Raw genomic sequence first — 14,252 nt, forward strand, 5'->3', positions numbered from 1 at the left:
ACAGCAAAAGGCCGGCTGGGCTCGAGGGAGCGCAGCCGGCCTTTTGGTTTCTGCCGTTACTGTCTGGCAGCCAGCAAACGCTGATGGCGATTGCGACGTGCGATGTTCAGGCACTCAATCGCTGCCGAGAACGCCATTGCCGCATACACGTAGCCTTTAGGCACATGGGCACCGAAGCCTTCTGCGATCAACGTCATACCGATCATGATCAGGAAGCCCAGGGCCAACATCACTACGGTCGGGTTGTCGTTGATGAACTTGGCCAGCGGTTCAGCCGCCACCAGCATTACGATCACCGAAACCACTACCGCAATAATCATGATCGGCAAGTGCTCGGTCATGCCCACGGCGGTGATGATGCTGTCGATGGAAAACACCAGGTCGAGCAGCAAAATCTGGCCAATCGCGGCAGCAAAACCGATGGTCACGGTATTGCTGATACTCGCCTTCTCTTCAGGCTCCGGGTCCATGCTGTGATGGATTTCAGAGGTTGCCTTCCAGACCAGGAACAGGCCACCTGCGATCAGGATCATGTCCTTCCACGAAAACGCCTGGCCGAGGATTTCGAACACCGGCGCGGTCAGCTGCACGATAAACGCGATGGTGCTTAGCAAACCCAGGCGCAATATCAACGCCATGCTGATACCGATACGCCGCGCTTTGGCCCGGTGCTTCTCGGGCAGCTTGTTGGTCAGAATCGAGATGAAGATCAGGTTATCGATGCCGAGCACGACTTCCATAACGATCAAGGTGGCCAGGGCGACCCATGCGGTGGGGCTGGCGGCCAGTTGTACAAGGTAGTCCATAGGTCAGTCCTGACGTGGTAAGGCTTGGGAATTAGGATTCTTTGGTGTTGGATTCAGAAGCGTTATCGGCTTCTTCTTTGTCTTTCTTAGGGCTGATCAAGCCTTGGGTGGCCTCACTCAGCGCCTGCTCGGCGGCCTTGTGGGTGTCATCAATGGCTTGCTTGGCCGATTCGGTGGCCTTGCCCATCACTTGTTGCGCACTCTTTTCAACCTGATCGCAACCGCTGATCACGACCAATGAAAGCGCAACCAACGACGCCGCGCCCAGGGAGTTGAGTTTCATCATGTATTCCTCGTTAGAACCATTGGGTCCAAATAGTGGCCCCTCGATAGCGAGGCATTCTATGCAGGTGAACAGTTCAGGAAAATTCGTATTTTTCTCACGTATACTTCGATTTTTACGAAGTGTAGACGCTGATGCTCAATTATCGACAATTGCATTACTTTTGGGTGGTGGCCAGAACCGGCAGCATCGTGCGCGCTTGCGAGCAACTCAACCTCACGCCCCAGACCATCAGTGGGCAGATCAGCCTGCTCGAGCAGACCTTTGGTGTGGCGCTGTTTCAGCGTGTAGGGCGGCAGTTGGAATTGACCGAGGCCGGGCGTCAAGCGCTGCCCTACGCCGAGCAGATGTTCCAGACCGGCAATGAACTGGAAGCGATGTTGCGCGCGCAACCTGACGAGCAGCAGATTCTGTTCCGGGTTGGCGTGGCGGATGTGGTGCCCAAGTCCATTGTCTACCGGTTGATCGCGCCGACCATGGAGTTGAGCGAATCGATCCGCATCACCTGCCGCGAAGACAAGCTCGAACGGTTATTAGCCGACCTGGCCATCCAGCGCCTGGATTTGGTGATCTCCGACAGCCCGATGCCCACACACCTGGACATCAAAGGCTACAGCCAGAAACTGGGGGAATGCGGCATCAGTTTCTTCGCCACCCAGGCGCTGGCTGACACATACGGCGGCGATTTCCCACAATGTTTGCAGGGTGCGCCGCTGTTGATTCCAGGGGCAGAAACCGTAGTGCGCAGCCGTTTGCAGCGCTGGTTCGCCGAGCAGCAGATTCAGCCGAAGATCATCGGCGAATTCGACGACAGCGCCTTGATGCAAGCGTTTGGCCAATCCGGCAGCGGGATTTTCATCGCCCCCAGCGTGATCGCCGATGAGGTGGTGCGCCAATACGGCGTGGCGCTGATCGGCCAGACCGATGCGGTGACCGAGTCGTTCTATGCGATCTCGGTGGAGCGCAAGGTCAAGCACCCCGGCATTGTGGCGATTACCGAAGGCGCTCGACGGGAATTGTTTACCGCCCTGCCCTGACAGCTCAGGCGTTGGCCGCAGCCGAGGGTTTGGCGGTCATCAGCCACAGCGCCAGCAGAATCGACACCAGGATAAACCCGGAGGCAGCAAAGCCCAGGCTGCCCAGGCCAAGGGTGTCGATCACTTGCCCGCCGACCATCGCCCCCAGCCCAATCCCCAGGTTGGCCCCGGCGATATTCAGCGACGCGGCAAACGCCGGTGCGTGAGGCGCCGCCTTCATCAGGCGCACGTGGCTGACCAGAAACATCGCCGCCTGGGTCACGCCCCACACGGCCATCGCCGCCGCCAAACCGACAGTGGAGTGAATCGCCGGCACCAGCGCAACCATGCCCGCGATCATGAACCCGCAGAACACCATGGACGCAATCAACGGGTGGCGATCCACCGCACGCCCGCCAAGGGAGTTGCCGATCAGCCCGACTGCGCCGAAGCCCATCAGGCACCAGCCCACCAACGTGCCGTCGAAACCGGCCAGCCGTTCAAGGATGTCCGCCAGGTAGGTGTAGGCGGTAAACATGCCGCTGAACACCAGAATCGACAGCAGGATGTGGCCCTGCATCAGCGGGTTGCGCAGGATCTTGAACTGCGTACGCAACGTCACTTGATCGTTTTTCGGTGTGGTCACTGGCAGGTAGATAAACAGCAGCAACGCCTTGGCCAACGCGACCACGGCGAGGATGGCGAACGCGCTGCGCCAGCCGAACATGTCGGAAATCAGCGTGCCCACCGGGATGCCGAACACCGTCGCGCAAACGATGCCAAAACCGATCTTTTCAATTGCGCGCCCGGCGTATTCCGGGCCGACGATATCCACCGCCGTTTCACTGGCCAGCGCCCAAAACACCGGCAACCCGAGGGCGGGGATCAGGCGTGCAACGGCCATGACCCAGATATTCGGCGCCAGCGCCGCTACCGTGTTGGCGGCGGCAAACATCAGCAGGATGGTGATGAACAGGCGCTTGCGCTGAAACCGCGCGAAGTACGCCGTGAGGAACGGGCCGAACGCTGCCACGGTGAACGCAAACAACGTCACCAGCAGCCCCGCCTGGGACACGCTGACATTCAGGTCCCGGGCGATGGAGGGCAACAGGCCGACGATGATGAATTCTGTGGTCAGCACGGTAAAGCCGGCGGCCGACAACAGCAGGATGGGAAACAGCATGAAAACTCCGCTAACGACGACATCAACGACAGCCCTAAAGGCTCGCTGAAAGATAGGAAAGGTGAGAAGGGAGAATGCTAACAGAGTACGTCTGAACTTGGCCAAGGCCTACGGCCGAGGGTGACCGAATGCCGCACCAAAATGGGACGCTTCCCACAGCATGTTAGACTTTGCGCCTACTTCCTACAGCCCCTTCTGCCTGCAATGTTGCGTCCTACTAAAAAAATCAGAGACAACTGTTTATGACTGCTGCCCCTTCCCTCTTCCAGCGACTGACCCGCGTCAGCCTGGTCACGCAAATCGTCATCGGCCTGATTGCCGGTATTTTGCTGGCCTTACTGTTGCCCGAGGCGGCGAAGGCCACCGGGTTTATCGGCAAAGTGTTTGTCGCCGCACTCAAGGCCGTGGCGCCGATTCTGGTGTTTGTGCTGGTGATGGCGTCAATCGCCAGCCACAAGCACGGCCAGGAAACCCATATCAAGCCGATCCTGTTTCTGTACCTGCTGGGCACCTTTGCTGCCGCCGTGGTTGCGGTGGTTGCCAGCGCGCTGTTCCCCTCGACGCTTGTGCTCGCCACCCATGACGCCAGCGTCAGCGCCCCCGGCGGCATTGGCGAAGTGCTGCAAAGCTTGCTGCTGAGCGTGGTGGACAACCCGGTCAGCGCGCTGATGAATGCCAACTTTATCGGCATTCTGGCGTGGGCCATCGGCATGGGCATTGCGATTCGCCACGCTGGCGAAACCACCCGAACCGTACTGGACGACCTGTCCAACGGCGTGACGCTGATCGTGCGCGTGGTGATCCGTTTCGCACCGCTGGGCATTTTCGGCCTGGTGGCCTCGACCCTCGCCACGTCCGGCTTCGGCGCCCTGCTCGGATACGCGCACCTGCTGGTAGTGCTGATCGGCTGCATGCTGTTTGTGGCGCTGGTGGTCAACCCGGCCATCGTGTTTTGGAAGCTGCGCCGCAACCCTTACCCGCTGGTGTTGATGTGCCTGCGCGAAAGCGGCATTACCGCATTTTTCACCCGCAGTTCGGCGGCAAATATCCCGGTGAACCTGGCGTTGAGCAAACGCCTGGGCCTGCATGAAGACACCTACTCGGTGTCGATCCCGCTGGGTGCCACCATCAATATGGCCGGCGCCGCGATCACCATCACCGTGCTGACGCTGGCGGCCGTGCATACCTTGGGCATCGCCGTCGACTTGCCTACCGCCGTGCTGCTCAGTGTGGTCGCGGCCATCTGTGCGTGCGGGGCATCGGGTGTGGCGGGTGGTTCGTTACTGTTGATTCCACTGGCGTGCAGCCTGTTCGGCATTCCCAGTGAAATCGCCATGCAGGTGGTGGCTGTAGGTTTCATCATCGGCGTGCTGCAGGATTCGGCGGAAACGGCGCTGAATTCGTCGACCGATGTGCTGTTTACTGCGGCGGCTTGCCTGGGCAAGGAAGAACAGCTGGCTTAAACATCAGGCGAAAAAAAGCCCGGGGCGGTTCACTCAAGAACCGACCCGGGCTTTTTTATGGGCTTAGAAAGCGCCCATGTAATCACGCTTGCCCACTTCCACGCCGTTGTGGCGCAGCAAAGCGTAAGCCGTGGTGACGTGGAAGAAGAACTGCGGCAGGCCGTAGGTCAGCAGGTAGGACTGGCCGCTGAAGCGCTTCTCTTTCGGGGTGCCTGGGCGGGTGATTATTTCGATGCCTTCCTTGCCGTCGATGTGCTCGGGCTTGAGGGTGTCGACGAACGCCAACACTTTGGCGATCAGTGCTTGCAGGTCAGCGAAGGTGACTTCGGTGTCTTCATATTTCGGCACTTCGATCTCGGCCAGGCGCGCAGAAACGCCTTTGGCGAAGTCGACGGCGATCTGCACCTGACGCACCAGCGGGAACATGTCCGGGAACAGACGCGCTTGCAGCAGGGCGTTTGGCTCAATGTTCTTGGCGGTGGCGTGGGCTTCGGCTTTGTTCAGCACATCGCTCAGGGCGGTGAGCATTTGCTTGAAGACCGGGATGGAGGCGGCGTACAGGGAAATAGTCATGACAGTCTCGCGGTAATGGCAGGGTGTGAAACCAGCGGCGATTATAGACCTGCCGGCCGTGCGCGCAGCTTGTCTTTTATTTTTTCAGGATTAGGCTAGGCACTTCACTGCATAGGGAAAGCGCGATGACCGCCGAGCACGACACCGACACCCCTGAGCCGCGCCTGAACAGCACGGAAATCCGCATCCTGGGCTGCCTGATTGAAAAACAGGCGACCAACCCGGAAACCTATCCCCTGACCCTCAACGCGCTGGTGCTGGCCTGCAACCAGAAGACCAGCCGCGAACCGGTGACCAACCTCAGCCAGGGCCAGGTCGGCCAGAGCCTGCGGGCGCTGGAAGGCCAAGGCTTTACACGCCTGGTGATGGGCAGCCGTGCCGATCGCTGGGAGCATCGCGTGGAGAAGGCACTGGAGTTGGTGCCGGCGCAGGTGATCCTGATTGGGCTGCTGTTTCTGCGCGGGCCTCAGACCGTGAATGAATTGCTGACACGCAGCGGGCGCATGCATGATTTTGAAGACGCCGAGCAAGTGGTGCACCAGTTGGAACGCCTGATTGCGCGGGGGCTGGCGCTGTTGGTGCCGCGCCAGGCCGGGCAGCGCGAAGACCGCTATACCCATGCGCTGGGGGATCCGGCGGATATAGAAGTGATTTTGTCGGCGCGCGGGAGTCCGGTGGAACGGTCGGCTGGGGTTTCGGCGGATCGCATTGAAGAGCTCGAAGCCCGGATTGTGGCGCTGGAAGAACGGTTGGCGCAGCTGGAACAGGCCTAACGCAATTAAAAATGTGGGAGCGGGCTTGCTCGCGAATGCGGTGGATCAGTCGAAAGATTAACTGACTGACACACCGCATTCGCGAGCAAGCCCGCTCCCACATTGGTTTTGCGCAAGGTTTTAGCTTCGGGCGAAGGCTACTGCCGCCTCAAACTGCTCATAAGTCGGCCGCACGCCGGTGTAGAGCACAAACTGCTCAAGCGCCTGGATCGCGATCACTTCCAGCCCGGTAATCACCCGCTTGCCCTTGGCCCGACCACGCACGATCAGTGGCGTTTCAGCGGGGATAGCCACCACGTCGAAGACTGTGTCTGCAGCGTCGATAGCCTCTGCTGCAAACGCCAATTCATTCGCCTCCGCGCCGCCCGTCATGCCGATCGGCGTTACGTTGACCAACATCTGCGGGCGCAAATCACCCAGTTCCGCCTGCCATTCATACCCCAGGCTTTGCGCCAGCGCCCGGCCCGCCGTTTCGTTGCGCGCCACAATCACGCCGTTAGCGTAACCGCCATCGCGCAAGGCACTGGCCACCGCCTTGCCCATGCCGCCGCTGCCGCGCAGGGCAAAGGTCGAATCTTTCGGCACGGCGTGCTTTTTCAGCAACTGCTCAATGGCGATGTAGTCCGTGTTATAGGCCTTCAAATGCCCGTCGGTGTTGACGATAGTGTTCAGGGAGTGGATGGCTTGAACCGAATCGTCGAGTTCGTCGACTAATGCAATGGCAGCCTCCTTGAAGGGCATGGAAACCCCGCAACCCCGAACGCCCAGGGCGCGGATACCGCCGATCGCGCCAGGCAAATCCTGGCTGCTGAACGCCTTATAGTAAAAATTCAGACCCAGCTGTTCGTACAGATGGTTATGAAACCGCAAGCCAAAATTACCGGGTCGCGCCGACAATGACATGCACAGCTGAGTGTCCTTGTCCGGGTGCATCTGCATGGGAACCTCCTTTGAGTAAGCAATTCGGTACAGACCTTACACAACCTTTACCTATCGGCTGTGCTGTTTTTCAGAAACACGTTGTCTTAAAAGTATCCCCGCGACATTCCTTGAGTCTATTGATTGCAGACCACAAGCGCAGGGGCTAACCGAGGAATGACCATGATCCGTAAAATCCCCAAAATCGCCTTGCTTATCGGCGCACTCGCTATGGCAGGCCAAGCCTCCGCCCACGGTGGTGGTTGGGGTGGCCCGGCCATATTGGGTGGTTTGATCGGCGCAGCCGTTGTCGGCTCCGTAGTTGCCAGCCAATCCCAGCCGGTCTACGTGCAGCAGCCGGTGTATGTGCAACCGCAACCGGTGTATGCCGCGCCTCCACCTGTTTACTACGCCCCACCACCACCACCGGTGTACGTACAACAGCAGGTTTATTACCGTCCGGCGCCAGTTTATTACGGCCCACCTCGCGGTTATTACGGCCCTCCCCACGGCTACTACGGCCGCGGCTGGTAACGGGTAATTGATAAAACAGGATCAGGCCTCGCCCACACGCGGGGCCTTTTTTTTGCCTGCGAAGGCCGGATTCAAGCAGCCGAGGTCGCTGTGAGGACAATGCTCAGGCGGTATTCCCACATCATGACAATCCAATGTCTACTTGCCTGGCCCTGGCTTGCGCTGTCATGTTTACGTCATGCAACAGACTCACCATCGAGCCGGTCCACCAATAACAATTAAGGACGACTGACCATGCCCACGCAAAACCCGCACCGCACCGCCGGCCTGTGTACGTCCAGCAAGGTCTACAGCGCCCTCACCGAACTCAAGCACCTGGAAGGCCACCGCAGCGCGAAATTTCTGGCGTTGCTTGCGCAAAACCTGGTGCTCAAAGGCCTGCTCAGCGAACAGGAAGTGTTGATCATGCTTGATCAGGTGGTGGATTGACGCGTGGCGTTGATGTCGACTATCGAGACAGGTGATTTTTCCTGAGGGGCGCAGGCCCGTAAGGTGACCTCCACAGCGATTGGAGGTACTTATGCCCACTGTTCAAATCATGTCCGTCATTGGCAGCGCCGTCCCCGCCCCTCTTCGGGAGCTTGGGCTGTTGGCCTGCTGGTACCTGGTAAGCAACGGCGAACCCATCAGCGGTCCGCTCACGTCACTGTCTGCCGCCGAAGAACGGCTGCAACAAACGTCGAACTTCAGGCTGCATGCCTGACGCCTAAGGCAGCGGCAGCTTGACCCGTGGCTTGCTTTCGACAAACAGCGCCCAGCTCGAGATAAACAACGCCGCCACCAATGGCCCGATCACAAACCCGTTCAGGCCAAACACCGACAAGCCGCCCAGGGTTGAGATCAGGATCAGGTAATCCGGCATTTTGGTGTCCTTGCCCACCAGAATCGGGCGCAGCACATTGTCCACCAGGCCGATCACAAAGATGCCGAACAATCCCAGCACCACGCCCTGCCACATCGAGCCGCTCAACAGAAAGTAGGCGGCCACCGGCCCCCACACAATCCCTGCACCCACTGCTGGCAGCAGCGACAGAAACGCCATCAACACCGCCCAGAGCAACGCGCTGGGAATGTCCAGAAACCAAAAGATCAAACCACCCAGCGCGCCCTGGGTCACGGCCACCAACACGTTGCCCTTGACCGTGGCACGCACCACCCGATTGAACTTGAGCTGCAACCGACGCTTTTGCGGCTCGGCCAGCGGCACCGCCGTGCGCACCTTGCGTACCAGTTCCGGGCCGTCACGCAGCAGGAAAAACAGCAAATACAGCATGATGAAAAAGCTCACCAGGAAATCAAACGTGCCCTGGCCAAAGCTGAACGCCTGGGTCGCAAAGAACTGGCTGCCCTGCATCGCGCTCTTGACGATCTTTTCCCGCAAGCCTTCGAGGTTGCCCATGCCGAAGCGATCCAGCAGATGCTGAAAGTACGGCGGCAGGAAATCCTTGAACTGCTCGATGTACCCCGCCACGTCCAATTTGCCGCTTTCGACGTTTTTGTAGAGCGTGGCCCCCTCTTGCACCAGTAATACGCTGGTGATGATCACCGGCAGAATCGCAATCACCAGGCACACCGTCAGGGTCGCCAGTGAGGTCAGGTTGCGGTTCCAGCCAAATTTCATCTGCAGGCGGCGCTGCATCGGCGCAAAGATAATGCCGAGGATAACCGCCCAGAACACCGCGCCATAAAACGGCAGCAGAATCCAGATAAAGGCGATGGTCACCAGAGCCAGCAGCAACAGCAGGGTTTTGAATTGCAGATTGGTTTGATTCATGTCCGGTCCATTTCAGAAAAACAGGGTGCGTATGTGCGCCCTGAGGGTTAGTCCGCTGCAAATCCTGCGAGTGCCCTGATTAATGCGCCTTGATGATTTTCTTGGCCTGCGGCTCACCCTTCTCCCTAGATTAGCTGGCGGAACACCCGGGCGTTTCGCGAATGCCATGACGGGCCACAGGTTTCCTGCGCCGTCATGTGCACGACGAATACCAGAACTACGCGAACGGCAGCTCGGTGTCGGAGCGCCAGCCGAGATGGACCTGCGCTTTGGCCTGCTGATGCACGACCTTTAACGGGTCGCTGCGCAGAGTTGCCGGATCGTATCGATACAGGCCTGAGGGATGGGTTCGGATTAACCCAGGTCAACAGCCGCTGAACCTGTGGTTTCACTCAAATCCTGAACTGCCCCACCAACTGCCCAAGGCGCTGGCCCAAGTCAGCCAGGCTGCGGGAGGTCTGGGCGCCCAACCGGGTTTCGTCCGCCACACTGTCCACCGCCACGGCAATTTGATGCACGCTGCGGTTGATCTCCTCGGCCACGGCGGTCTGCTCTTCGGCAGCGCTGGCGATTTGAGCGTTCATCGCGTTGATGGTGCCGATTAACTGCGCCATGGTGTCCAGCGATGCGCCAGCTTCATTGGCTTTAGCCGACGTTCCGTCGCCCGCATCGCTGGAGCGGCGCATGGCATCAACGGCGGCTACCGTGCCTTTTTGCAGGCGGTCGATCATGCCCTGGATTTCCTGGGTGCTGGACTGGGTGCGGCTGGCCAGGGCGCGGACTTCATCGGCGACCACTGCAAACCCACGGCCGGCCTCACCGGCCCGCGCGGCTTCGATGGCGGCGTTAAGCGCCAGCAGGTTGGTCTGTTCGGCAATCGAGCGAATCACGCCAAGTACGCTGACAATCGACGACACATCCTGCTGCAGGCTGTCGAGGGACACGCCGCTGCTGCGGATGTCGTTCACCAGCGCATGGATCTGCGCGATGCTGCCGTCCACCACACGCTTGGCGGCCTGGCCTTCGGCGTCGGTCTGCTGCGCAGCGACGGCGGCGCCTTGGGCACTGCGCGCTACCTCATGGGCGGCCGAGGACATCTGATTGATCGCGGTGGCCACCTGATCAGTCTCGTGACGCTGGCGTTCCATGGCCTGCTCGGAGCGCTGGGCCTGATCGGAAACCTGGCTGACCAGCCCAGTGAGTTGGCCCGTCATCTCGGTAATCTGGCGCACCAGGCCGTGAATCTTGTCGACGAAGCGGTTGAACGCGCCGGCAAGGTCACCCAGTTCGTCCTGGCTGGTGATGGCCAGACGGCGGGTCAAATCGCCCTCGCCCGCCGCGATATCGTCGAGGTTGGCTTTCATCAGGTGCAGCGGACGCAGGATGGTATTGGCCAGCACCATGCCCACCGCGGCAATCACCAACAGCACCACCACGGCCACGCCGAGGATGCTCAACAGCACGCCTTGCATGCGTTTTTCGACCTTGGCTTCGACCACTGCGACCTGGGCGTCGATGCCGTCCAGGTTCACCGCGGTGCCGATGACCATGTCCCATTTGGGCAGGTATTCGGTGTAGCCGAGCTTGGGCACCAGTTCGGTCTGGCCGGGTTGGGTCGAGCTGTATTGCAGGTAGTGAGTGCCGTCCTTGCCGACCTTGACCAGGTCGCGATTGACGTAGACGCCGTTGGGGTCGCGGTTGTCCTTGAAGCTTTTGCCCACGCCTTCCGGGCTGTTGCCCTTGAACAGGCGGATGGTTTCGGAGTCGTAGCCGAAGAAGTAGCCGTCCTTGCCGTAGCGGGTGTTGGACAGCAGCTTGACCACCTGCGCCCGCGCGCTGATATCGCCGGGGGCGGCAGCTTCATAGAGCGGTTTGATGGTGGTCATGGCCACCTCGACGTAGCCTTGCAGGGTCGTCTTGGCATCGTTGAGCAGGCGCTGGCGGGTTTCATCCACCTCATTGCGGGCTTGACCCTGGAGGATCCACACGGTGGTCAGGCTGATGACCACGGCAAACAGCAACACCGGCACTACGGCGAGGGACAGGACTTTGGCCTTAAGGCTCAGACGCATGGGATTTTCTCTCTTGTTAGTGGCGACTCGAGAGGTTAACGGCCAATGGCTGGATATCTGTAGGGGCAGAGCAAGGCGGCCTGGTTGAGTCAACAGCCAGGCTTAGTGTGGGGGGATTTTAATCTCGGGCGCCTAGTGATCCAGCGTCAAAGCGTCATCGCCGCCAACCATCCAAACGCCAACAGCGGGATGTTGTAATGCAAAAACGTCGGCACCACCGTGTCCCAAATATGGTGATGCTGGCCATCAATATTCAGCCCCGAAGTCGGCCCAAGCGTGGAGTCAGAAGCCGGCGAACCCGCATCACCCAGTGCCCCCGCCGTACCCACGATGCACACAATCGCCAGCGGGCTGAACCCCAACTGCACACACAACGGCACAAAAATCGCCGCAAGAATCGGCACCGTCGAAAACGACGAACCAATGCCCATGGTCACCAACAGCCCCACCAACAACATCAATAACGCACCCACGCCACGGCTATGCCCAATGAACGCCGCCGACGTTTCCACCAGCGAACGCACATCACCCGTCGCCTTGAGCACCTCGGCAAACCCGGACGAGGCAATCATGATGAAGCCAATCATCGCCATCATCTTCATACCTTCAGTGAACAGATCATCCGTCTCACGCCAGCGCACAATCCCCGACACCGAAAAAATCAGAAACCCGGCCAACGCGCCGATGATCATCGAATCCAGCCACAGCTGAATAATGAACGCCGAAGCAATTGCCACCCCCGCCACCAGCAAGGTCAGCGGGTTGTACTGCACCGCCACCTGCTCGACCCGTTCGATTTTCTCCAGGTCATACACGCGCTTTTTGCGGTAGCTGATAAACACCGCCACCAGCAGCCCAACCACCATGCCCAGCGCTGGCAAGCCCATGGCATGGGTGACGTTGACCTGGCTGATGTCCACTCCGCTCTTGGCCACGTTCGCCAGCAGGATCTGATTCAGGAAAATATTGCCGAAGCCTACCGGCAGGAACATGTAGGGCGTGATCAGCCCGAACGTCATCACGCAGGCGATCAGACGGCGGTCCAGTTGCAGCTTGGTCAGCACGTAGAGCAGCGGCGGCACCAGCAACGGGATAAACGCGATGTGGATCGGCAAAATGTTCTGCGAAGCAATCGCCACCACCCACAGCAGGCCGATCAGCAGCCATTTGACGTGACTGCCGCCAGTGGCTTCCTGGCGGTCCACGAGCATCAGCGCCTTGTCTGCCAAGGCGTGGGCCAGGCCGGATTTGGCAATCGCCACCGCGAAAGCACCGAGCAACGCGTAGGACAACGCCACGGTCGCGCCGCCGCCCAAACCGCCATTGAACGCCTTGAGCGTGGCCTCGATTCCCAAGCCACCGGTCAACCCGCCCACCAGGGCGCCGACAATAATGGCGATGACCACGTGCACGCGGGACAGGCTCAACACCAACATGGTGCCGACCGCGGCGATGACTGCGTTAATCATGAGTACCTCAAGCAAAAACATAAAAAACAGACATGCCCGCGCCCGGGCGGCCATGTGGCTGCCAGCGTGCAGGCGTGAAGGAGGTCTTATTAGAGGGCGCGCACTGTGCCGCAGGCGGGGCGGCATGTCAAAAATCCTGGTGTGTTGGTTTTGGGGCTGCTTCGCAGCCCAACGCGGGGCAAGCCCGCTCGCCACAGGGTGCTTGTCGTCTGTTCTGACAGAAGAACCTGGAAAGGCTGACCCTGAGAGCAGGTTTAACTTGAACGTTTGAATAAAGTAAAAGCAGCTGGCGCCGATAACCTGATTCTCTGTGTTTTAGATTAAGGATGCCCCTCGATGTCCATCAGACAGCTTTCCATTCAATGGAAAATCACCCTGCTCGCCGGCCTTTGCCTGCTGGGGATCGTGACCCTGCTGGTGGGTCTGTCGCTGTACCGCATGGAGCAGAGTTCGACGCAGGTCAAGGCGTCGAGCATGCAGATGCTCGACGAAGCCGCCCAGGCGCGCATCGAGGCACAGGGTGAAGTACAGGCGCTGGGCATTCGTCAGCAATTCATGGACGCCTACCAATACGGCCACGGCTTTTCCCGCCAAGTGCTGTTTTTGCGCGAGCAGGCGGAAAAGCGTTTTCTCGACGCTTTCGACACCCGTGAAGATCTCACACGCCAGGTCAAGGCCGCGCTGCAAGCCAACCCCGACCTGCTGGGGTTGTCGCTGGTGTTCGAGGCCAACGCGCTGGACGGCAAGGACGAACTGTTCGCCAACCAGGCCGAGTTGGGCAGCAACGAGAAGGGCCGTTTCGCCCTGTATTGGTCGCAGCCGACACCCGGCAAGCTGACATCAATGGCGCTGCCCGAAAGCGACATGGCCGACCTCAGCGTCGGCCCCAGCGGTGAGAAAGCCAACGCCTGGTTTACCTGCCCACGCACCACCCTGAAACCCTGCGTGATCGAACCGTACTTCTACGTGATCGACGGGCAAAACGTGCTAATGACCAGCATCGTGTTCCCGCTGACGGCCAATGGCAAAGTCATCGCCTCGCTGTCGGTGGACATCAACCTCAATAGCTTGCAGGCCTTGAGTCAACAGGCGAGTCATAAACTGTACGACGGCCAGACCCAAGTCAGCATCGTGAGCCCGACCGGCGTGCTCGCGGGCTACAGCCCGGACGCCAGCAAGCTCAGCCAGCGTCTGGATCAGGTCGACAGCGTCAGCGGTGCGCAATTGATCAGCGCGCTGGCCAACGGATCGCAGAACCGTAGCCTGCGCGCAGGCCATCAACTCAAAGTGCTTGCGCCCTTCACGCCGATCCCGGAAGGCAAGCCGTGGGGCGTGTTACTGGATGTGCCGGAAAAAGTCCTGGTCGCCCCCGCCGAGGCGCTGAAAGC

At 59.7% G+C, this 14,252-nt stretch carries 14 protein-coding genes and 2 pseudogenes; 7 read left to right on the plus strand and 9 right to left on the minus strand.

All coding sequences use genetic code 11. The annotated features are described in order from the left end of the window. Positions 1 to 56: 56 nt before the first annotated feature. Together Q7C20_RS11085 and Q7C20_RS11090 are read right to left on the minus strand one after the other, a co-directional pair. Positions 57 to 806: a TerC family protein gene (locus tag Q7C20_RS11085; RefSeq protein ID WP_375067296.1), complete on the minus strand. Its 750-nt coding sequence runs from the start codon at positions 804 to 806 to the stop codon at positions 57 to 59. A gap of 31 nt (positions 807 to 837) precedes the next feature. Next, complete coding sequence (locus tag Q7C20_RS11090; protein WP_375067298.1) at positions 838 to 1,089, minus strand: hypothetical protein; 252 nt, start codon at positions 1,087 to 1,089, stop codon at positions 838 to 840. Between the two features lie 134 nt (positions 1,090 to 1,223). On the opposite strand from Q7C20_RS11090, the gene nhaR reads away from it, so the two are divergent. Further along, entirely contained in the window at positions 1,224 to 2,126 is a 903-nt protein-coding gene (gene nhaR, locus Q7C20_RS11095; RefSeq protein WP_375067300.1) for a transcriptional activator NhaR, read from the plus strand. Positions 2,127 to 2,130: 4 nt separating this feature from the next. Here the strand turns inward: nhaR and Q7C20_RS11100 are convergent, their stop codons facing one another. Next, positions 2,131 to 3,288, minus strand: coding sequence for an MFS transporter (locus Q7C20_RS11100; protein ID WP_375067301.1), 1,158 nt, complete (start codon positions 3,286 to 3,288; stop codon positions 2,131 to 2,133). A 242-nt stretch (positions 3,289 to 3,530) separates the two neighbouring features. Between Q7C20_RS11100 and sstT the strand changes: the two genes are divergently transcribed. Continuing rightward, positions 3,531 to 4,751: a serine/threonine transporter SstT gene (gene sstT, locus Q7C20_RS11105; protein ID WP_348054820.1), complete on the plus strand. Its 1,221-nt coding sequence runs from the start codon at positions 3,531 to 3,533 to the stop codon at positions 4,749 to 4,751. 63 nt (positions 4,752 to 4,814) lie between these two features. Here the strand turns inward: sstT and Q7C20_RS11110 are convergent, their stop codons facing one another. Next, the gene (locus tag Q7C20_RS11110; protein WP_375067302.1) at positions 4,815 to 5,324 is read right to left on the minus strand and encodes a DUF1993 family protein; all 510 of its coding nucleotides are present in this window, start codon (positions 5,322 to 5,324) and stop codon (positions 4,815 to 4,817) included. Between the two features lie 125 nt (positions 5,325 to 5,449). Between Q7C20_RS11110 and Q7C20_RS11115 the strand changes: the two genes are divergently transcribed. Then, the gene (locus Q7C20_RS11115; RefSeq protein WP_348054818.1) at positions 5,450 to 6,097 is read left to right on the plus strand and encodes a DUF480 domain-containing protein; all 648 of its coding nucleotides are present in this window, start codon (positions 5,450 to 5,452) and stop codon (positions 6,095 to 6,097) included. 120 nt (positions 6,098 to 6,217) lie between these two features. On the opposite strand, the gene Q7C20_RS11120 is transcribed toward Q7C20_RS11115, so the two are convergent. Beyond that, positions 6,218 to 7,036 carry a shikimate 5-dehydrogenase gene (locus Q7C20_RS11120; protein WP_375067304.1) on the minus strand — a complete coding sequence of 273 codons (819 nt, stop codon included), beginning with the start codon at positions 7,034 to 7,036 and terminating at the stop codon, positions 6,218 to 6,220. 156 nt (positions 7,037 to 7,192) lie between these two features. Here Q7C20_RS11120 and Q7C20_RS11125 point away from each other — a divergent pair, with 156 nt between their 5' ends. The 3 genes from Q7C20_RS11125 to Q7C20_RS11135 all read left to right on the plus strand — a co-directional run bounded on the left by Q7C20_RS11125 (position 7,193) and on the right by Q7C20_RS11135 (position 8,252). After that, positions 7,193 to 7,549, plus strand: a complete 357-nt coding sequence (locus tag Q7C20_RS11125; protein WP_375067306.1) for a hypothetical protein — start codon at positions 7,193 to 7,195, stop codon at positions 7,547 to 7,549. A 234-nt stretch (positions 7,550 to 7,783) separates the two neighbouring features. Next, positions 7,784 to 7,978 carry a hypothetical protein gene (locus tag Q7C20_RS11130; protein ID WP_375067308.1) on the plus strand — a complete coding sequence of 65 codons (195 nt, stop codon included), beginning with the start codon at positions 7,784 to 7,786 and terminating at the stop codon, positions 7,976 to 7,978. Between the two features lie 91 nt (positions 7,979 to 8,069). Further along, positions 8,070 to 8,252: a hypothetical protein gene (locus tag Q7C20_RS11135; RefSeq protein ID WP_348054814.1), complete on the plus strand. Its 183-nt coding sequence runs from the start codon at positions 8,070 to 8,072 to the stop codon at positions 8,250 to 8,252. 3 nt (positions 8,253 to 8,255) lie between these two features. Here the strand turns inward: Q7C20_RS11135 and Q7C20_RS11140 are convergent, their stop codons facing one another. Further along, positions 8,256 to 9,323 carry an AI-2E family transporter gene (locus Q7C20_RS11140; RefSeq protein ID WP_348054813.1) on the minus strand — a complete coding sequence of 356 codons (1,068 nt, stop codon included), beginning with the start codon at positions 9,321 to 9,323 and terminating at the stop codon, positions 8,256 to 8,258. Between the two features lie 179 nt (positions 9,324 to 9,502). On the opposite strand from Q7C20_RS11140, the pseudogene Q7C20_RS11145 reads away from it, so the two are divergent. Next, positions 9,503 to 9,574 (plus strand): annotated as a pseudogene (locus Q7C20_RS11145) (hypothetical protein); the annotation flags it as partial. Between the two features lie 141 nt (positions 9,575 to 9,715). Here the strand turns inward: Q7C20_RS11145 and Q7C20_RS11150 are convergent. The 3 genes and pseudogenes from Q7C20_RS11150 to Q7C20_RS11160 all read right to left on the minus strand — a co-directional run bounded on the left by Q7C20_RS11150 (position 9,716) and on the right by Q7C20_RS11160 (position 12,861). Next, complete coding sequence (locus Q7C20_RS11150) at positions 9,716 to 10,537, minus strand: methyl-accepting chemotaxis protein (protein WP_375067415.1); 822 nt, start codon at positions 10,535 to 10,537, stop codon at positions 9,716 to 9,718. A 36-nt stretch (positions 10,538 to 10,573) separates the two neighbouring features. Next, positions 10,574 to 11,395 (minus strand): annotated as a pseudogene (locus tag Q7C20_RS11155) (cache domain-containing protein); the annotation flags it as partial. A 146-nt stretch (positions 11,396 to 11,541) separates the two neighbouring features. Further along, positions 11,542 to 12,861, minus strand: a complete 1,320-nt coding sequence (locus Q7C20_RS11160) for a Na+/H+ antiporter family protein (protein WP_375067417.1) — start codon at positions 12,859 to 12,861, stop codon at positions 11,542 to 11,544. Positions 12,862 to 14,252: the final 1,391 nt, after the last annotated feature.

The organism is Pseudomonas sp. AMR01, assembly GCF_041946035.1.
GTDB classification, from domain to species: domain Bacteria; phylum Pseudomonadota; class Gammaproteobacteria; order Pseudomonadales; family Pseudomonadaceae; genus Aquipseudomonas; species Aquipseudomonas antarctica_B.